Here is an 18,835-nt window from a genome sequence, read left to right as displayed (position 1 = left end):
TAATTAAAAAAGTGGGGATGGGCATCGCCTCACTCAAAAACGGTCAATCATCTCTTAAGGTGAAAGATAAGAAGCCTACACCATAATCTTTGATTTGGTGTAGGAGTATGTCACAGAACTAATAATTATTAAGGTTGATTCCTGCTTCTTTTGCCATAGCTTGTAATCCTTTGTGATTAAGGGTTTTAATCGCTTTGGTAGAAAGACGCAGTTTCACCCAACGTTGACCTTCAGCCCACCAAACTCTCTTCCATTGTAAATTTGCTTCTTGTAATCTTTTGGTTCTACGGTGAGAATGGGATATACTAAAGGCATTATTAGCTTTTTTTCCTGTAAGATCGCATTTACGAGCCATAATTAATTCAAGACCTCTTTTTAATTCTATCTAGAGCTTTACTATTATATTGTATAAACATGGATAGTGTCGGTGATAAAATTAAGACAAATGTCGTTGAAACCTGGAATCTTGGTAAAGTCTATCGCACTGGGTTTTGGTTGAATCAAAAAGTAGTATCCCTACAAGATTGTTCTTTAGGAATTCAGCAGGGAGAAACCTTTGGATTATTAGGACCAAATGGCGCGGGTAAAACAACTTTACTAAAAATTCTCCTCGGAATCATTAAATCTACCTCGGGAAAAGCAGTGTTATTAGGTCGTCCCGTTGGCGATCGCTCCATTAAACAACGGGTTGGCTATCTCCCAGAAAATGCCTATTATTACGACTATTTGACGGGTTGGGAATTTTTAAACTTTGTCGCCGGTTTATTCCAAATCCCCCCAAAAGAAACCAAAAAAAGGGTAGTAGAATTATTAGACTTAGTGGGATTAGCTGAATCAACAGCCAAAAAGAAACAACTGCGACAATATTCTAAAGGGATGGTACAACGTATTGGTATGGCTCAAGCCTTAATCAATGACCCTGATGTAGTCTTTCTCGATGAACCAATGTCAGGATTAGATCCCATGGGACGTTATCAAGTCAGACAAATTATACTATCTCTCAAAGAAAGAGGCAAAACCATCTTTTTTAATTCTCATATACTTTCTGATGTAGAGTTAATCTGCGATCGCATTGCTATTCTCGCCCAAGGTAATCTGATTTGTTCAGGTTCACTCAATGAATTGTTAGGATCTCCTGATAGTTATCAAGTAGTAGTCAAAGGAGGAACTCAAGAACAATTATCCCCCTGGATCAACAATTTAAGCCAAGATGAACATTATTGGCATGGTCAACTAAATCAAGAACCAGAAAGGTTTATTCATTATTTAGCCACAATTGATGCACAGTTATTAAATTTACGTTTAGCTAGGGTATCTTTAGAAGAATTTTTCCTAAAACAGTTACAAGAAAGGGGTATTTATAAATCTTCTTAGGCATTTTTAATCTTAATTAACTCTTAACCCAAACTTTATTAAAAAAGACTTAAAATTTGGGTAAGTAAAGATAACAGAATGTTAGTCTTAGCAAAGTTGATGACAAAATATGCTAATTGTTGAATATTATCATCACTAGAAAAAAAATAGGGAAAAAATATGGCGATCGCAAAAGAAGACCCCAAAATAAGTCCCTTAGCAGGCTTACCCGCACCAGCTAATATTTTAATTGATGTTAGTCAGTTGCAAAAACAATACTACGAAATCAAACCAGATCCCGAAAACCCCTTACAGAGGGTAAGTTTCGGCACATCAGGACATCGTGGTTCAGCAGCTTTAGGAACATTCAACGAAGCTCATATCATCGCTATGACTCAAGGGGTAATCGATTACCGTAAAAGTCAAGGCATCAATGGGCCATTGTATATGGGGATGGATAGTCACTTTCTCTCAGCCCCAGCCCAAAGAACAGCCCTAGAAGTACTAGCAGCCAATGGGATTGAGGTATATCTCGCTAAAGAAGAAGGAGACGCCCAATATACACCGACACCAGTAGTATCTCATGCTATTTTAAACTATAACAAAGACAAAAAACAAGGATTAGCAGACGGATTAATTATTACCCCCTCCCATAACCCACCATCAGACGGTGGGTTTAAATATAATCCCCCTTCAGGAGGACCTGCAGGTACAGAAATTACCAAAGTTATTCAAGAAAGAGCCAACGAATTACTAAAAAACCATAATCGAGAAGTAAAGCGCATACCCTACGAACAGGCGATCGCAGCGAGTACAACTCACTTTTATGACTTTGTTACGGGTTATGTCAATGACCTTGAAAATATCGTTGATTTAGACATAATCAGAGAATCAGGAATCAAAATCGGCATCGATCCCCTAGGAAGTTCCAACGTAGGTTACTGGTTACCCCTAATCGAGCGCTATAAAATCAACGCAACGGTAGTGAATCCCAAAGTAGATCTAACCTTTGGCTTTATGACCGTAGATTGGGATGGCAAAATCAGAATGGATTGTTCCTCCCCCTACGCTATGGCTAACCTCGTCAAACTCAAAGACCAATATGATATAGCCTTTGGGAATGATACAGATTCAGATCGTCATGGTATCGTTACCCCAAGTATGGGATTAATGAACCCTAATCACTTCCTAGCAGTAGCCATTAACTATCTCTTTACAAACCGTACTAATTGGGCTTTTGACACAGCCATAGGTAAAACCGTAGTTAGTAGTAGCTTAATAGATCGCGTTGCTAAAGATATCGGAAAACAGCTCTATGAAGTGCCAGTAGGCTTTAAATGGTTCGTAGATGGATTATTAAGCGGAAAATTAGGATTTGGTGGCGAAGAAAGCGCAGGAGCATCATTTTTACGCAAAAATGGGCAAGTGTGGAGCACCGATAAAGACGGGATTATTATGGGCTTACTAGCAGCAGAAATCACCGCTCGCACAGGGAAAGATCCAGGAGTATATTACCAACAATTAAGCGATCGCCTCGGCAAGTCTTATTACACTCGTATTGATTCCCCCGCGACTCCTGAACAAAAAACAGGATTAAGCAAACTCTCACCAGAACAAGTCAAAGCTACTACCCTAGCGGGAGACACTATTACTAGCAAGTTAACCAACGCACCTGGTAATAACGCTCCCATTGGTGGCTTAAAAGTCAACACAGCTGAAGGTTGGTTCGCAGCCCGCCCATCAGGAACAGAAAACGTTTACAAAGTATATGCCGAAAGCTTCAAGAGTCAGGAACACCTAGAAACCATACTCAGTGAAGCCCAACAAATCGTAACCGACGCTATAGCCTAAATCAAGGAGCAAACCAATGTATATTGATGATATAATTCTTACTGAAGTATTAGATTCCCGTGGTAACCCCACAGTCGAAGCAACAGTTTATCTTGAAGACGGGACAACGGGTAAAGCTTTAGTACCCTCGGGAGCATCCACAGGAGAAAAAGAAGCGGTAGAACTCAGAGACAAAGATCCTAAACGCTACGGTGGTAAAGGTGTACTCAAAGCGATCGAAAATGCCACCGATAAACTCGTACCAGACTTGCTCGGGATGGACGTCACCCAACAAAGAGAGATTGACCAATTAATGATCGCAATCGACGGTACAGAGTACAAAAGTGTCATCGGTGCTAACGGCATCCTAGCGATTTCCCTAGCCTCAGCTAAAGCAGCAGCTAACTATCTCAAACTACCCCTCTATCGCTATATCGGTGGTGTAAACGCTTCTTTACTACCAGTACCCTGCTTAAACGTAATCAACGGTGGAGGACACGCAGATAATACGGTAGATTTCCAAGAATTTATGATCGCCCCCCACAATGCCCCTAGCTTTACCGAATCCATTCGCATGGGGATTGAAACCTTCCACACCCTCAAATCCCTACTGAAGAAAAAAGGCTATAGCACAGGAATTGGTGATGAAGGTGGGTTCGCACCTGATCTTAAATCCAACGTAGAAGCAGTAGAACTGATTCTCGAAGCTATTACTCTAGCAGGATACAAACCAGGAGAAGATATCTCCCTCTGTCTCGATCCCGCTACCTCAGAAATGTGTAAAGAAACCCACAATAAATATCGTTTCTTCAAATCAGACCAATCCGTCAAAAGTGCTGAAGAAATGGTGGAACTCTGGAAAAGTTGGGTAGAACAATATCCCATCGTTTCTATCGAAGACGGTATGGGTGAAGCAGATTGGGAAGGTTGGAAACTCTTGACTGATGAGATAGGAGATAAGGTAGAACTAGTTGGAGATGACCTTTTCTGTACCAACCCTAAAATTTTAGCCCAAGGTATAGAAGCAGGAGTCGCTAACTCTATCTTGATTAAAGTTAACCAAATCGGCACACTTACCGAAACTCTCGACACCATCGAACTAGCCAAAAAGAATAGCTATAAATGCTTTGTCTCTCACCGTTCAGGTGAAACTGAAGATACCACTATCTCTGACCTAGTGGTTGCTACCAGTACAGGCAAAATCAAAACAGGTTCAGGTTGTCGCGGTGAAAGAATCGCTAAATTTAACCAACTACTCAGAATCGAAAGAGAGTTAGGTACAACTGCTCGTTTCGCAGGTAGAAAAGCGTTTCAATAAAATCAGGGGAACTTATGAATAGTCAAGAACTTTGGCAACGTTATCAAGATTGGCTTTATTACCATGGGGAACTAGAATTATATCTAGATATTAGTCGGATGCGCTTCCCTGATAGTCTGTTATCTACACTGCAACCTAAGTTTGAGAAAGCTTTTGCAGATATGAAAGCACTAGAAGGAGGAGCGATCGCCAATCCCGACGAAGAACGCATGGTAGGTCACTACTGGTTAAGAAATCCAGATCTAGCCCCAGCAGCGCCCAAAAAAGAGATTGTTGAGACTTTGGAGGCTATGGAAAGCTTTATCCAGAAAGTACACCAAGGCACAATCAAACCACCAGGAGCAGATAAATTTACCGATATCCTCTCCGTGGGTATAGGTGGCTCAGCCCTTGGACCTCAATTCATCGCTGAAGCCCTTACTCCTGACTTTCCCCCTCTCAACATCCACTTTATTGATAATACCGATCCTAGCGGTATCGATAGAGTCTTAAATCGGATTAAAAACCGTCTCCCTAGCACTCTGGTAATCGTTACCAGCAAATCAGGAGGAACACCCGAAACCCGTAACGGGATGTTAGAAGTAGCCGAATTCTACAAACAACAAGGCTTAGACTTTCCTAGTCACGCAGTAGCGATTACTATGGCAGGAAGCAAAATGGACCAAATCCAAAAAGAACAAGGTTGGTTAGCCAGTTTTCCTATGTTCGATTGGGTAGGAGGTCGTACTTCTGTAATGTCAGCGGTAGGCTTACTTGGCGCAGGGTTACTAGGTGTAGATCTCAAAGCCATGATCGCGGGAGCAAAAGAAATGGATATGGCTACTCGTATAGCAGATATCAAAAAAAATCCCGCCGCCTTGTTAACCTTAGCTTGGTACTATAGCGGTGATGGCAAAGGTAGCAAAGATATGGTCATACTTCCTTATAAAGATAGTCTTCTCCTCTTCTCTCGCTATCTCCAACAATTAGTTATGGAGTCACTAGGGAAAGAAAAAGACTTAGACGGTAACACCGTTTATCAGGGTATCGCTGTTTATGGTAACAAAGGTTCAACGGACCAACACGCTTACGTACAACAGTTAAGAGAAGGTGTACCCAACTTCTTCGCTACCTTTATTGAAGTGCTAGAAGATAGAAACGGAAAATCCCTCGAAGTAGAAAGGGATGCTACCTCGGGAGACTTCCTCTCAGGATTCCTCCTCGGAACACGACAAGCACTCTATGAGAATAATCGCGATTCCATCACCATTACCATCCCTAAAGTAGATGCACGTCGTGTGGGTGCATTAATCGCCCTCTACGAAAGAGCAGTTAGTTTCTACGCTTCTATTGTCAATATCAACGCCTATCACCAACCTGGAGTAGAAGCAGGTAAAAAAGCCGCAGCTTCAGTATTAGACCTACAGCGTAGTATCTTAAAAGCCATCAAAAATAGCTCAGCACCCCTGAGTATCGCCGATTTAGCAGCTAAAGCAGGTGCAACCGAACAGGTGGAAACCGTTTATAAGATTGTGCGTCATTTAGCAGCTAATAACCGTGGAGTATCTCTAGAAGGAAATCCCTCCACCCCAGGAAGTCTCATGGTTTCCATGGTTCAGGCTTAGGTAGAACGGTTTTAGTGGTTATTCCGAATGCGCGAATGCGCGAATTAATGATTTTTTCGCTCATTCTACATTCTTCATTTCCATCTCCCCCTCTCCCCCTCTTTTGCCTCTTCCCTTTTGCCTCTTCCCTTTTCCCTTTTCCCTTTTTAACCTTACGGAGTCAATCAAATGATTAAAATTGCTATCAATGGTTTCGGTCGTATTGGTCGTTTAGTAGCTCGTATCGCTATGCAACACCCAGAAGTACAATTAGTAGGTGTTAACGACTTAGTACCCGCAGACAACCTCGGTTACCTATTTAAATACGACTCTACCCATGGTCGTTACCAAGGCACAGTAGATGTTAAAGATGAAGCGATTAAAATCGACGATCAAGTCGTTCCCTGTCTCTCAGTCAGAAATCCCGAAGAACTACCCTGGAAAGACCTTGGCGTTGATTATGTAGTAGAATCTACAGGACTATTTACCGACTATCAAGGAGCAGAAAAACACCTAAACGCAGGTGCAAAAAAAGTAATTATTTCCGCACCCACTAAAGACCCCGATCGCGTCCATACCTTCGTCATGGGTGTTAACCACACAGAATATAAACCCGATTATAAAATCGTTTCTAACGCTAGCTGTACCACTAACTGTCTCGCTCCCATAGCTAAAGTCCTAAGCGATAATTTTGGTATCAGCGAAGGTTTAATGACCACGGTACACTCTATGACAGCTACTCAACCCACCGTCGATGGACCAAGTAAAAAAGATATGCGCGGTGGTCGTGGAGCATCCCAGAATATCATCCCCTCTTCTACAGGTGCAGCTAAAGCAGTAGCTTTAGTTTTACCCCATCTGAAAGGAAAACTTACAGGGATGGCTTTCCGTGTGGGTACTCCTAACGTGTCTGTAGTGGATTTAACCTTTAAAACCGAAAAAGCTACTAGTTATGAAGAAATCTGTAAAGTGGTTAAAGCAGCTTCGGAAGGAGAATTAAAAGGTATCCTCGGTTATACAGATGAAGCAGTAGTATCTAGCGATTTTCTCACCGATCCTCACTCCAGTATCTTTGATGCAGGAGCAGGAATCGCCCTGAACTCCAACTTCTTTAAAGTTGTCTGCTGGTATGACAACGAGTGGGGTTATTCCCAACGCGTAATTGACTTAATGCTCTATATGGCGAAACAAGAAGGACTTGTATGAAACCCCTAAATTTCCGCACTAAAATAGTCGCTACCATCGGTCCTGCTAGTAGCTCTCCTGAAATGCTTAAGCAAATGCTCCTAGCTGGTTTAAACGTAGCTCGTCTTAATTTCTCTCACGGTAGTTACGAAGACCACGCAGCCAGAATTAAACTACTGCGCTCAATATCTGAAGAGTTGGATTTACCCCTGACTCTCTTACAAGATTTACAAGGACCTAAAATTAGAGTAGGGGAATTACCACCAGAGGGAATTAATTTAGTTCCCGGTCAGTCTTTGACTCTTGTACCCTTAGCAGAGTTAAACGGACAAGAAAATACCGTCGGTATCGACTATCCCTATGTAGCGGAAGAAGCCCAAAAAGGTACTCAAGTACTCCTAGACGATGGTTTACTAGAGTTAACCGTAGAATCGGTTCAAGGTAATCGGGTAACTTGTACAGTAGTCCAAGGTGGAGTGTTAAAGAGTCACAAAGGGGTTAATTTCCCTACTCTTAATCTCCGCTTACCTTCCATGACTCAAAAGGATAAAAAGGATTTAGAGTTCGGTATCTCTCAAGGGATTGATATCGTCTCTTTGAGCTTTGTTCGTAAACCTGAAGATATTCAAGAACTCAAGGCGTTTTTACAAGAGCGTAATTCCGATCTACCTGTCTTGGCTAAAATCGAAAAACCCCAAGCAGTAGAAAATCTTGAGGCGATCGTCGATGAGTGTGACGCGATTATGGTAGCAAGAGGTGATTTGGGTGTAGAAATGCGCCCCGAAAAAGTCCCTCTGATCCAAAAACGCATCATCCGCATCTGTAACCAAAAAGCTATCCCCGTGATTACTGCTACTCAGATGCTCGATAGTATGATCCATAATCCTCGTCCTACTCGCGCTGAAGCTAGCGACGTGGCTAACGCTATTATCGATGGTACTGACGCGGTTATGCTCTCGGGAGAGTCAGCGGTTGGTGATTTCCCCCTAGAATCGGTGAAAATGCTCGCTAATATCGCTCTTGATGTGGAACCAGAGCAAAACTACGTCAATTATCCCCCCCGCGCTCAAGATAAGGCTAATGCTTTAGCTGAAGCTCTCAATACCATCGATAAGGTGTTAGATTTACAATGTATCGTGGCTTTAACATCTACAGGTGAAGCAGCAACCATCGCTTCAGCGGAACGTCCTAAAGTCCCTGTGGTAGCTTTAACTCCTAATCTCAACGTCTATCACCGTCTCAATTTAGTTTGGGGTGTTCGTCCTCTCCTGTTTAACTATGACTACCCCACTTGGGAAGAGTTTATTCAAGAGATGGAAAAAGAGTTACTTAAACGTAATTTTGTCAGCAATGGTGATAATATCTTAATTGTTGGTGGAATTCCTCTTAAACAAGCTAAAACTAGTACCTTTTTGGATATTCATACCATCGGTGAATTGAACTAAATACACTTTTAATACTCATTCTCTTTCTTTGATTGGGAATGAGTATTAATATAAGTAAAGAGTTAAGGTGGGGAAGACAGGTGTCTATGAATACTGATTTTTGGATAGATTTTATTAATAACGTTAGACTTCGCAAAACAATTACAGTACAGATAAATAAAGATGAATTCTCTTACTCTTTAAATTATTACAACAGGAAAACACGCTGGTCTTATTATAGAAAAGACGGAAGCCAATTATTTATAGGTTTTGCCTATGAACAAGGAAGTTTTGTAATCACTAATAAGAAAAGTAGTAGTTTTTCATTATCTTATTATTATAATTTTGCCATAAAATTTAACCCTGATGCAACTCAAGAAGAAATTGATTTATCTCATTCCAACCCAGAAGAATTTTTTAAGAAACTGTCATTGTCAGAATTTACACAATCTCATCATCCTTATCTAACCACAGGTCTTAATTATAAATATACTGAAAGTATTCAAAATCTAGACCAAAACCATAAGTATATAATATCTAGTCTAACTTCGGCATTTTTTTATGCACTAGCAATAGAAAAACCAACCTTAACATTTATCAATAATGAATGGATAGTTAAGGATGAAAACTTGGGTTGTTATGATTTCATTTCTTATTTTAAAAGTCCTAGAATAATTCCCATTAAAATACCTTTTCCTCAACCTATAGAAAAAAATAGTCAAAAAGAAAATATCAAAGAATTTTTATCAATATTGCCTTGTGAGTTCAACGAGGAAAACTAACCAGAACATCTTAAGCAAATAAATATGACTAATTTCATTTGGCAACAACCCCAAGTTGTTAATCAGAGTCAGTGTTTATTAGATAGTTATGCTAAGTATTTAGGTAAACAATTAATAACCAGAATAGGAGATACTTTATTAGAAGCTGAAACTTTATTTTATGTTCCTTTTGTGGTGGTTGCTCATAATACTGCACCTGACCCTATTTTAACTTATGGTAATCAAATCGCTTTACAACTTTGGGAAATGAATTGGGATGAATTCTGTCAAACTCCTTCTCGATGTACCGCTGAACCAATTAATCGCGAAGAACGTCAAAGAATGCTGACTTTAGCTGCTCAACAGGGTTTTATTGATAATTACCAAGGTATCAGAATTTCTCGCAGTGGTAAACGTTTTTTGATTAACAAAGCGATTATTTGGAATCTAGTTAATAGTCAAGGTGAAGCTTGTGGTCAAGCTGCTACTTTTTCTAATTGGGAATATTGTGACTAAGTTATTATGTATTAAAGCGCACAGCTATGCGTAAACTTATGTGATAGGATACCGGCTTGTTGCTCAGAATCGCTATTTAATTAAAATGATTGAAAGTCCTACCAAATGGCAGATCAAAATAAGCAATTATTTTAAATTAACTGAATATAACACTAACTTTCGTACCGAGATTTTAGCTGGTTTAACTACTTTTATGACGATGGCTTATATACTCATCGTTAATCCCCTGATTCTCTCTGATGGTATATTTCTCAATCAACCTCAAGATTTATTCTCAGAATTAGTGGTAGCTACCGCGGTATCTGCAGGAGTCGGGACAATAATTATGGCATTATACGCTAATTATCCCTTTGGTTTAGCTCCAGGAATGGGTATTAATGCTTTTTTTGCTTATTCCGTTGTCTTAGGGTTAGGAATTGATTGGCGTTTAGCTTTAGCCGCTGTTTTCGTAGAAGGATTAATTTTTATTGGCTTAACCCTCAGTAATATTCGTAACCAGATTATTAAAGCCATTCCTATGTCATTAAAAAGTGCTACAGGAGCAGGAATAGGTTTATTTATCGCTTATCTAGGTTTAGGAGGTAATCCCGAAACAGGAGGCGCAGGAATTATTGTCTCATCACCAGTAACCAAAACAGCCTTTGGGAGTTTAACCGAACCCAACACGATTGTAGCGATAATAGGATTATTCATAACCATCGCCTTTGTGGTAAGAGGGGTAAAAGGGGGATTACTCTGGGGAATTCTCGCTACAGCTATTTTAGGTTGGATTTTGGGGATAACACCACCCCCCCAAGGATTAATAGAAATACCTCCTTTTCCTAGCCATTTATTCGCTGAAGGGATTAAAGGAGTTTTACAGATACGTCTGGATAATTTAATTAACTTCCTCGCGGTTTTGTTTGTTTTCTTATTTGTAGATATGTTTGATACAATCGGAACTCTCACAGGAGTAGGGATGAAAGCAGGTTTTATCAATGCTAAAGGAGAATTACCTAGAGCAAATGAAGCACTCTTAGCAGACGCGATCGCCACAACTGTAGGAGCTGTGATGGGTACTTCTAGTGTTACTACTTATGTAGAATCAGCAGCAGGAGTCGCTGAAGGTGGTAAAACAGGTTTAACGGCTTTGATAGTAGCCTTGTTATTTTTTATTTCTCTACTATTCATCCCGCTTTTAGCAGCTATACCAGCTTATGCTACCGCACCTACCCTAATAATTGTCGGTGTCTTGATGATGTCTAACGTGGTTTATATACGCTGGAATGATTTAGGAGAAGCGATTCCCGCGTTTTTAACTATGTTTATGATCCCTTTAAGTTTTTCCATCGCTGAAGGTTTATCTATAGGTTTTATTACTTATCCCTTAGTCAAATCTTGCCAAGGAAAAGCCCAAGAAGTACCTTTGGCTACCTGGATTTTAGCCCTAGTATTTGTACTGAGATTTGCTTTTATGACTTTAGGTTTTGATTAATCTATATTTCTTAAGAAAGTCTAAAATCAAGGTAAATAGAAAACTTCTGAGTATAAAATAAGAAAGTCTTAGGGTAAATCTATGTATGGTTTTATATGTTATTAAAAATAGATATTTCTCAACAAAAATAATATAATAAACATATCCTGAAGATATCAGCATCCTTAAAGCTCAAAAGAAACTATGGTAAATTTATTAGAAAATCCCCTCAGAGCAGGTTTAAGACAAGAAAGAATACCTGAACCCTTGATTATCACTATATTTGGGGCTTCAGGAGACTTAACCCAAAGAAAACTAGTGCCCGCTTTATACCAATTAAAACGCGAAGGAAAACTACCACCAGAAATAACTATTGTAGGGGTAGCGCGTCGAGAATGGAGTCATGAATATTTCCGCTCAAAAATGCGGGAAGGAGTAGAGGAATTCTCTGATGGGATAGGAGATGAAGAAACCTGGTCAGACTTTGCCGAAGGGTTATATTATTGTTCAGGAAATATGGACGAAGAAGCAAGCTATCAAAAGCTTAAAGCTTTCTTAGAAGAATTAGACGGACGTAGGGGTACAATGGGTAACCGCGTCTTTTATCTAGCAGTATCACCGAACTTTTTCCCACCAGGGTTAAAAAATCTCGGTGCTGCTAATATGATACGCGAACCCAATAAAACCCGCATAGTGATTGAGAAACCCTTCGGTAAAGACCTCAGAACAGCCCAAGCACTCAATAAAATTGTACAACAAGTCTGTAAAGAAGAACAAGTCTATCGCATTGACCACTATCTAGGTAAAGAAACCGTTCAGAATTTGCTCGTTTTTCGCTTCGCTAACGCGATTTTTGAACCCCTCTGGAATCGTCAATACGTAGATCACGTACAGATAACCGTAGCTGAAAGCGTAGGAGTAGAAGAACGCGCGGGTTATTATGATACTTCTGGAGCACTTAGAGATATGGTGCAAAATCACCTACTACAACTATTTTGCTTGTGTGCGATGGAAGCGCCAAACGCACTTAACGCAGATAGTATCCGCAACGAAAAAGTCAAAGTCTTACAAGCTACCCATCTAGCGGATATAGACAACCTAGAATTATCAGCAGTGAGAGGACAATATGCAGCAGGTTGGATGAAAGGTAAACCAGTAAGTGGTTATCGAGATGAACCAGGAGTAAAGGAAGGTTCAACCACACCAACTTATGTAGCGTTAAAACTTTTGATTGATAATTGGCGTTGGCAAGGTGTACCCTTTTATTTACGCACAGGGAAACGCTTACCTAAAAAAGTATCAGAAATCGCCATTCAATTTCGCCAAGTCCCCTTGTTAATTTTTGAATCAGCCGCCCATCAAGCTAATCCTAACGTGTTAACTATGCGTATTCAACCTAATGAGGGTATATCTTTAAGGTTTGAAGCAAAAATGCCAGGTACAGAGTTGCGTAGTCGTACTGTAGATATGGACTTTAGTTATGGTTCAGCTTTTGGTATGGCAACAGCAGAAGCTTATCATCGTCTTTTGCTAGATTGTATGTTAGGAGACCAAACTCTGTTTACTCGCGCCGATGAAGTAGAAGAAGCTTGGCGCGTGGTTACACCTGTACTTAATGCTTGGGAACAACCAAGCGATCCTAATTTGATCCCAACTTATGAAGCGGGAACATGGGAACCATTAGAAGCAGAATTGTTACTCAACAGAGATGGTCGTCAATGGCGCAGATTATAAAATTATTACTTAAGGCTGAAGATTAATTATGGTACACTCATCTACCCCTCTAGTTTCTTTACAAGCACCAAAAGACGTCTCAATTGAGGATATTGAGGCAGAATTACGGGAAATCTGGCAAAGTTATCGCAATAATGACGATGGACCTAGTGTCACAAGAGCAACAACTTTTACTCTAGTAGTTTACGAACCAGAAGAAACCCAACGTCTCTTAGCAGCTTTACATTTTTATAACGGTCCAATTGATGGTTTAACAGGACCAAAAACAATCTCAGCTATTAAAGCAGCTCAAAAATTCTATGAAATAGAAGTCACAGGACATTCTAACCCACAGTTACTCAATAAGCTACAACAGGCTTTTGAGGAAGCGAAAACCACGGGTAAATTATCTCAAGCAGAAGCTAACGCGATTTCACACTATAGTCCGGACCTCCAAGGAGCAGGTATCGCCGACGCGATCGCTGCTTCTAATCCCTGTCGTATTATTACTCTTTGTCCTACCGTAGGTGATGATCAAGGGGTGACAGCTCAAGTTTCCGCTTATTGTCCCATTCAAAAGCGATCGGCTCATAGTTTAATCTGTTGTGAGTATATAACCCTACAGGGTACAGCAGAAGCTTTAGAAAGAATAGCTGGTATTATATCTGCTTTAGTTATAGCAGAATTACCCACATTCTTATGGTGGAAAGCGACACCAGAACCAGATTATGGCTTATTTAAACGTCTCTGTCACGATAGTGATGCGATTATCGTTGATTCGAGTACCTTTAATTATCCTGAAGCTAATTTACAATTGCTCGCTCAATTATTAGAAGATGGAGTAAAAATTACTGACTTAAATTGGTCGAGACTCTCTCCTTGGCAAGAATTAGCAGCACAAGCTTTTGATCCCCCTGAACGACGTGCAGGTATTTATGAAGTTGATAAAGTTACAATAGACTATGAAAAGGGTAACTCTACTCAAGCACTGATGTATCTGGGTTGGTTAGCTAGTCGCTTAAAATGGCGTCCCGTTAGTTATCAATATCAAGAAGACGAGGGAGGAAACGATATCAAACATATCAATCTAGTTAATAGCGACGGCAAAGAAATTCAAGCAGAATTAGGAGGTATCAATCTGGCTGACTGGGGAAATGTACTAGGTGATTTACTCAGTTTACGGTTATCATCCACCAATTTACAGGCTGATTGCTGTACCGTGTTGTGTTCAGAAACCGCAGGTTGTATGCGCATGGAAGCGGGTGGAGGTGCTCAAGCTTGTCGAATTCAACAAGTAACACCTGTTTATGATCAAAATACTGAGATACTTTTAGGACAACAGTTACAGACTCGGGGTCGCGATCCTCTCTACCTAGAAGCGATGAAAATTACTCACCAAATTCTACAGCTGATTAACTGCTAATGGGTCTAATTATCGCGGGTTGTCGTTCAGGAGAAGGTAAAACTACCGTTACCCTAGCTATTCTCGCTTATTTAACCCGTCAAGGTGCAACAGTACAATCTTTTAAAGTAGGTCCAGACTATATTGACCCTATGTTTCATAGCCTGGTTAGCGATCGCCCTTGTCGTAATTTAGATCCTGTACTGACTTCCTGTGATTATGTGCAAAATTGTTTTACTTATCACTCCTGTGATGTAGATTATGCTCTCATCGAAGGGGTGATGGGTTTATTTGACGGTATTAGTTATAATAAGATTACTGATTTTGCTAGTACCGCTCATATCGCTCGTCTCTTGGATTTACCAGTACTATTAGTGATAGATTGTTCTAGGTTATCAGGTTCAATAGCTGCGATCGCCCATGGTTATCGTAGCTTTGACTCTAGGATAAAATTAGCAGGAGTAATACTTAATAGGGTAGGTAGCGATCGCCATTTAGAATTACTCACTAACGCTTTACAACCCCTTAATTTACCTATTTTAGGTGTCCTCAGACGTGAAGACTCGGTTACCTTCCCTTCCCGACACCTAGGTTTAGTTATCCCTTCAGAAATACCTCAATTTACGGAGATTAGTAATAAACTAACAGCGATCGGTCAATCTTGTTTTGATTGGTCTCAACTACTCCCTTTAATGTCTGTTAAGAGTAAAACTTCCCCTCAATCCCTGTTTCCCTCTATACCTTGGAAACAACGTCAACGTTTGGCGATCGCCCGTGACCAAGCTTTTAACTTTTATTATCAAGATAATCTCGACATTCTTACTGCTAATGGTGTGAAATTAATCCCCTGGAGTCCCCTAAAAGAGGAAAAATTACCCCCTGATATTCAAGGAATCTATTTAGGTGGAGGTTACCCAGAAGTATTCGCTTCCCAATTAGCGGAGAATCAAGCAGGAAAAAACGCCCTTAAACAAGCTATTCAACAAGGATTACCCACCTATGCTGAATGTGGAGGATTAATGTATCTCAGTGAAGAGATTATTGATTTTAACCAGAATCATTGGTCAATGGTAGGTATTCTACCCACTACGGCGATTATGACTCAAAAACTTACTCTTGGTTATCGTCAAGCCCAAGGTATAATAACTGATTTCAAAGATGATCAAGTATGGGGTCATCAATTCCATCGCTCCCAACTTACTACCTCACCCCGACAACCAGTCTGGAGAATTAATCATACTTACGAAGGTTGGCGAATCAATAAAGTCTATGCTTCTTACTTACATCTCCATTTCGGAGGTTATCCCCACATAGTACAAGAATTTTTAATTACAAAGTGAAAACCGATACCATCTTCTATCGACTCTTTCAAAGTTTCCCTGAGTTTTTCTTTGAATTAATCAACTCCTCAGAGGAAACAGCTAACCTTTATCAATTCTCTTCCGTAGAAGTAAAACAACTCTCTTTTCGCATTGATGGTGTCTTTCTCCCGAATCAAGAGAATCAACCAATTTACTTTCTAGAGGTACAATTTCAGTATGACGCTAATTTCTATCGTCGTTTCTTTGGGGAAATATTTCTCTATTTAACTCAGACATCTTTGTCTAGTGATTGGCGAGGAGTGGTTATTTATCCCCATCCTCAGATAGAATCAGAATATAGAGATAATTATCGTGAGTTATTCGATTCAGGAAGGGTAGAGAGAATCTATCTTAATGAATTAGAGTTAACCGAGTCAATCGGGATTAACACTATTCTACTAGTAACCGCCGAAACAACTCAAGCCATAGAGATAGCCAAACCCTTAATAGAGAGAGTAACTCAACAGGTAAATAATGGCAACATCAAAGCCGAGATTTTAGAATTAATAGAAAGTATTTTAATCTATAAATTACCCTTTGCCCAACGTCAGGAGATAGAAGCGATGTTTAGTCTAAGTGATTTGAAACAAACTAGATTTTATCAGGAAGCGAAAGAGGAAGGTAGAGAGGAAGGAATTGAGTTAGGGAGAGAGGAAGGAATCGAGTTAGGGAGAGAGGAAGGAATCGAGTTAGGGAGACAAGAAGAAAGACAAGTAGTCAAACTAGAAACTATCCCTAAACTACTACAATTAGGATTAAGTGTAGAGGTTATCTCCGAAACCTTAGATTTACCTTTAGAAATAGTTATCACAGAAGGGAGAAAATATCTAAACAGAGACTAAGTTTTTATGTACTTATTAACTAAAATCGGTAGCAAAATGCTACCGAATAAACAAAATTAATTAAGCTTAACTATTTGCTGTATTGACGTTTTAAAAAAGAGCCAAAACCAAAAACAAATAATGAACCTAAAATAGTCATGGGTTCTGGAATTACTTCTTTTGCACTGATTTCAAAATTAGCAGAATCAAGAGTATAGGATTGAGCTTGAGGACCAGGGAAAGTACTTGAAGCAAAAGTTCCAATTAAACAAAATCCAGCTCCTTGGAGACATACATTATCAATAGGTTCAGCAATAACCGCTAAATCGAATAAATTACCTGAAAGACTAACGAAACCAGGATTCTCATCAAAACTTCCTGAAATATGAAAACCTCCTAGAGTTGTATCAAAACTAAAGGTTCGGTTGCCAAGTGTACCACCTGTTGAAGTTAAAGTAGCCATGACATTGTTAACCCGAATTGTGTCATTATCAACACTGCTGAGAGTACCATCAATCATCCCTTCAATAGAGACAAATTGATCAAATACGTAGGAAAAATCATAGTTAAATCCTGAACCTGATACTTCTATAAAGTCATCGGAGTTAATGTTAATAGGAGGATTGTTGATCTCAATAGGAGCATTTTGAGCTTGAGCAGAATTAGCAGTAACGCCAATAAGAGCGCATAAGCTAAAAGTAGAAACTATTATGGAATTAATTTTGTTGTGCATAAATCCGATTAAAATATCTAACTGCCGAGAGTATAGCAGCCTTTTTAAGGATTTACAAAGGTTATTTAGGCTCAAAAAAGGTTTTTAAAGATTGTATCTCTACCCCCCCCGATTTATCTCGTTCTAGCATTAATTTGCGTTTATTTGCTTGGTTTTACTATTTATAGTGGGGTTGTTTCTTAAAAAGGTTACCAGGTGAAAACTTTTGATGACTTTATGCGTGTTATTCGTACCTAAAATCGATTAAAATGATGAGACGATACTAACAGTATTGAACAAATACCGCAAACAAACTAAATGAAGACAAAATATACCGATATTTTAATTTTAACCACTCTAGTAGCCATGAATCTAATCACTTGGCAGTCAGTAGTAGTTGCAGAACAAAGATCAGCGATCGAATGTGATCGATTTGCTAGAGATTATGCTAATCGTAATAGTAGAGGTCAGTTTCTCAAAAGAGGAGCAATAGGAGCAGGAGTAGGAGCTCTAGGAGGTGCTATTTTTGGAGGAGCAGGCACAGGAGCAGCTATTGGTGGTGGCGTTGGTGCTGTTTCAGGAGGTGTTCGTCAAGTGAACGATCGCGATAACCTCTATCAAGCAGCTTTTGATGACTGTATGCGTGGTATTCGTCCCTAAAATCGATTAGAATAATGAGACGATCCCAACAGTATTGAGCAAATATGGCAAAAACAAGCGAATGAAGGCAAAATATACCAATAGTTTAATTTTAACTGCCCTAGTAGCCGTGAATCTAATCACTTGGAACTCGGTTACACTTGCACAACAACCCTCGGCAACAGAATGTCATCGGTTTGCTACGGACTATGCTAATCGTAATAGCAGAGGTCAAGTACTCACAAGAGGAGCAGTAGGAGCAGGCGCAGGTGCTCTAGGAGGGGCTATTTTTGGAGGAGCAGGTACAGGAGCAGCGATTGGTGGTGGTGTTGGTGCTGTTTCAGGAGGTGTTCGTCAAGTGAACGATCGCGATAACCTCTATCAAGCAGCTTTTGATGACTGTATGCGTGGTATTCGTCCCTAACTAAGATAAATTTGAGGAGTGAAAATGAAAAAATTATTAAGCGCTGTAACCACAATTTTGCTTTTAACTGGAGTTAATGTAGTTAAAGCTCAAGAAGAACTACCCAAAGACATTGACATTGAGACGATGGATTGTAGAACCATGTTACAAATGGGTGGCGACGATCGAGAATCAGTCATCATATTTTACCATGGGTATATTACTGCTCATAATAACGCCACAACGATCAATGTTCTTAACTTGGGACAACTTACAGATCAGGTGATTAATTCTTGTATAGATAATCCTGACGAAACTATATTAAATACTTTTAAACAACATAGTCCAGGATCATAAAATA

At 39.8% G+C, this 18,835-nt stretch carries 17 protein-coding genes and 1 pseudogene; 15 read left to right on the top strand and 3 right to left on the bottom strand.

Annotated features, from left to right (window positions below; translation table 11 throughout):
* Positions 1–118: 118 nt before the first annotated feature.
* Complete coding sequence (locus EA365_07185; protein ID TVQ45835.1) at positions 119–355, bottom strand: 50S ribosomal protein L28; 237 nt, start codon at positions 353–355, stop codon at positions 119–121.
* Between the two features lie 59 nt (positions 356–414).
* On the opposite strand from EA365_07185, the gene EA365_07180 reads away from it, so the two are divergent.
* The 13 genes from EA365_07180 to EA365_07120 all read left to right on the top strand — a co-directional run bounded on the left by EA365_07180 (position 415) and on the right by EA365_07120 (position 16,741).
* On the top strand, positions 415–1,374 hold the full coding sequence (locus EA365_07180; GenBank protein ID TVQ45834.1) for an ABC transporter ATP-binding protein: 960 nt from the start codon (positions 415–417) through the stop codon (positions 1,372–1,374).
* Between the two features lie 159 nt (positions 1,375–1,533).
* Positions 1,534–3,204 (top strand): alpha-D-glucose phosphate-specific phosphoglucomutase, encoded by a 1,671-nt coding sequence (locus tag EA365_07175; GenBank protein TVQ45833.1) that lies wholly within the window; start codon positions 1,534–1,536, stop codon positions 3,202–3,204.
* Positions 3,205–3,220: 16 nt separating this feature from the next.
* Positions 3,221–4,501: a phosphopyruvate hydratase gene (locus EA365_07170; GenBank protein TVQ45832.1), complete on the top strand. Its 1,281-nt coding sequence runs from the start codon at positions 3,221–3,223 to the stop codon at positions 4,499–4,501.
* 14 nt (positions 4,502–4,515) lie between these two features.
* Positions 4,516–6,105, top strand: a complete 1,590-nt coding sequence (locus tag EA365_07165; GenBank protein ID TVQ45831.1) for a glucose-6-phosphate isomerase — start codon at positions 4,516–4,518, stop codon at positions 6,103–6,105.
* 168 nt (positions 6,106–6,273) lie between these two features.
* On the top strand, positions 6,274–7,290 hold the full coding sequence (gene gap / locus EA365_07160; protein TVQ45830.1) for a type I glyceraldehyde-3-phosphate dehydrogenase: 1,017 nt from the start codon (positions 6,274–6,276) through the stop codon (positions 7,288–7,290).
* A complete protein-coding gene (gene pyk / locus EA365_07155) occupies positions 7,287–8,714 on the top strand; it encodes a pyruvate kinase (GenBank protein ID TVQ45829.1) in 1,428 nt (475 codons plus the stop codon). The genes gap and pyk overlap by 4 nt, the downstream gene beginning before the upstream one ends.
* An 86-nt stretch (positions 8,715–8,800) precedes the next feature.
* On the top strand, positions 8,801–9,475 hold the full coding sequence (locus EA365_07150; GenBank protein ID TVQ45828.1) for a hypothetical protein: 675 nt from the start codon (positions 8,801–8,803) through the stop codon (positions 9,473–9,475).
* Between the two features lie 24 nt (positions 9,476–9,499).
* The gene (locus EA365_07145) at positions 9,500–9,970 is read left to right on the top strand and encodes an MEKHLA domain-containing protein (protein TVQ45827.1); all 471 of its coding nucleotides are present in this window, start codon (positions 9,500–9,502) and stop codon (positions 9,968–9,970) included.
* A gap of 85 nt (positions 9,971–10,055) precedes the next feature.
* On the top strand, positions 10,056–11,444 hold the full coding sequence (locus tag EA365_07140; protein ID TVQ45826.1) for an NCS2 family permease: 1,389 nt from the start codon (positions 10,056–10,058) through the stop codon (positions 11,442–11,444).
* Positions 11,445–11,627: 183 nt separating this feature from the next.
* The gene (locus EA365_07135) at positions 11,628–13,157 is read left to right on the top strand and encodes a glucose-6-phosphate dehydrogenase (GenBank protein TVQ45825.1); all 1,530 of its coding nucleotides are present in this window, start codon (positions 11,628–11,630) and stop codon (positions 13,155–13,157) included.
* Between the two features lie 28 nt (positions 13,158–13,185).
* On the top strand, positions 13,186–14,559 hold the full coding sequence (opcA, locus tag EA365_07130) for a glucose-6-phosphate dehydrogenase assembly protein OpcA (protein ID TVQ45824.1): 1,374 nt from the start codon (positions 13,186–13,188) through the stop codon (positions 14,557–14,559).
* A complete protein-coding gene (locus tag EA365_07125; protein ID TVQ45823.1) occupies positions 14,559–15,878 on the top strand; it encodes a cobyrinate a,c-diamide synthase in 1,320 nt (439 codons plus the stop codon). The genes opcA and EA365_07125 overlap by 1 nt, the downstream gene beginning before the upstream one ends.
* Positions 15,875–16,741 (top strand): Rpn family recombination-promoting nuclease/putative transposase, encoded by an 867-nt coding sequence (locus EA365_07120; protein ID TVQ45822.1) that lies wholly within the window; start codon positions 15,875–15,877, stop codon positions 16,739–16,741. Before EA365_07125 ends, EA365_07120 begins: the two co-directional genes overlap by 4 nt.
* Positions 16,742–16,811: 70 nt before the next feature.
* On the opposite strand, the gene EA365_07115 is transcribed toward EA365_07120, so the two are convergent.
* Positions 16,812–17,453, bottom strand: a complete 642-nt coding sequence (locus EA365_07115) for a PEP-CTERM sorting domain-containing protein (GenBank protein TVQ45821.1) — start codon at positions 17,451–17,453, stop codon at positions 16,812–16,814.
* Positions 17,454–17,750: 297 nt separating this feature from the next.
* On the opposite strand from EA365_07115, the gene EA365_07110 reads away from it, so the two are divergent.
* Complete coding sequence (locus EA365_07110; GenBank protein ID TVQ45820.1) at positions 17,751–18,092, top strand: hypothetical protein; 342 nt, start codon at positions 17,751–17,753, stop codon at positions 18,090–18,092.
* Positions 18,093–18,317: 225 nt separating this feature from the next.
* Here the strand turns inward: EA365_07110 and EA365_07105 are convergent.
* A pseudogene (locus EA365_07105) lies at positions 18,318–18,410 on the bottom strand (energy transducer TonB).
* A gap of 109 nt (positions 18,411–18,519) precedes the next feature.
* Between EA365_07105 and EA365_07100 the strand changes: the two are divergent.
* Entirely contained in the window at positions 18,520–18,831 is a 312-nt protein-coding gene (locus EA365_07100) for a hypothetical protein (protein TVQ45819.1), read from the top strand.
* The last annotated feature ends 4 nt before the right edge of the window (positions 18,832–18,835 follow it).

Source organism: Gloeocapsa sp. DLM2.Bin57, from assembly GCA_007693955.1.
Lineage (GTDB): Bacteria > Cyanobacteriota > Cyanobacteriia > Cyanobacteriales > Gloeocapsaceae > Gloeocapsa.
Note: the sequence above shows the minus strand (reverse complement) of the source record. Positions and strands in the feature narration are given on the sequence as shown.

Bases quoted from the DNA above. Each gene is read 5' to 3' on its own strand.
- EA365_07185 (TVQ45835.1), bottom strand. From the start codon at position 355: ATGGCTCGTAAATGCGATCTTACAGGAAAAAAAGCTAATAATGCCTTT.
- EA365_07180 (TVQ45834.1), top strand. From the start codon at position 415: ATGGATAGTGTCGGTGATAAAATTAAGACAAATGTCGTTGAAACCTGG.
- EA365_07175 (TVQ45833.1), top strand. From the start codon at position 1,534: ATGGCGATCGCAAAAGAAGACCCCAAAATAAGTCCCTTAGCAGGCTTA.
- EA365_07170 (TVQ45832.1), top strand. From the start codon at position 3,221: ATGTATATTGATGATATAATTCTTACTGAAGTATTAGATTCCCGTGGT.
- EA365_07165 (TVQ45831.1), top strand. From the start codon at position 4,516: ATGAATAGTCAAGAACTTTGGCAACGTTATCAAGATTGGCTTTATTAC.
- gap (TVQ45830.1), top strand. From the start codon at position 6,274: ATGATTAAAATTGCTATCAATGGTTTCGGTCGTATTGGTCGTTTAGTA.
- pyk (TVQ45829.1), top strand. From the start codon at position 7,287: ATGAAACCCCTAAATTTCCGCACTAAAATAGTCGCTACCATCGGTCCT.
- EA365_07150 (TVQ45828.1), top strand. From the start codon at position 8,801: ATGAATACTGATTTTTGGATAGATTTTATTAATAACGTTAGACTTCGC.
- EA365_07145 (TVQ45827.1), top strand. From the start codon at position 9,500: ATGACTAATTTCATTTGGCAACAACCCCAAGTTGTTAATCAGAGTCAG.
- EA365_07140 (TVQ45826.1), top strand. From the start codon at position 10,056: ATGATTGAAAGTCCTACCAAATGGCAGATCAAAATAAGCAATTATTTT.
- EA365_07135 (TVQ45825.1), top strand. From the start codon at position 11,628: ATGGTAAATTTATTAGAAAATCCCCTCAGAGCAGGTTTAAGACAAGAA.
- opcA (TVQ45824.1), top strand. From the start codon at position 13,186: ATGGTACACTCATCTACCCCTCTAGTTTCTTTACAAGCACCAAAAGAC.
- EA365_07125 (TVQ45823.1), top strand. From the start codon at position 14,559: ATGGGTCTAATTATCGCGGGTTGTCGTTCAGGAGAAGGTAAAACTACC.
- EA365_07115 (TVQ45821.1), bottom strand. From the start codon at position 17,453: ATGCACAACAAAATTAATTCCATAATAGTTTCTACTTTTAGCTTATGC.
- EA365_07110 (TVQ45820.1), top strand. From the start codon at position 17,751: ATGAAGACAAAATATACCGATATTTTAATTTTAACCACTCTAGTAGCC.
- EA365_07100 (TVQ45819.1), top strand. From the start codon at position 18,520: ATGAAAAAATTATTAAGCGCTGTAACCACAATTTTGCTTTTAACTGGA.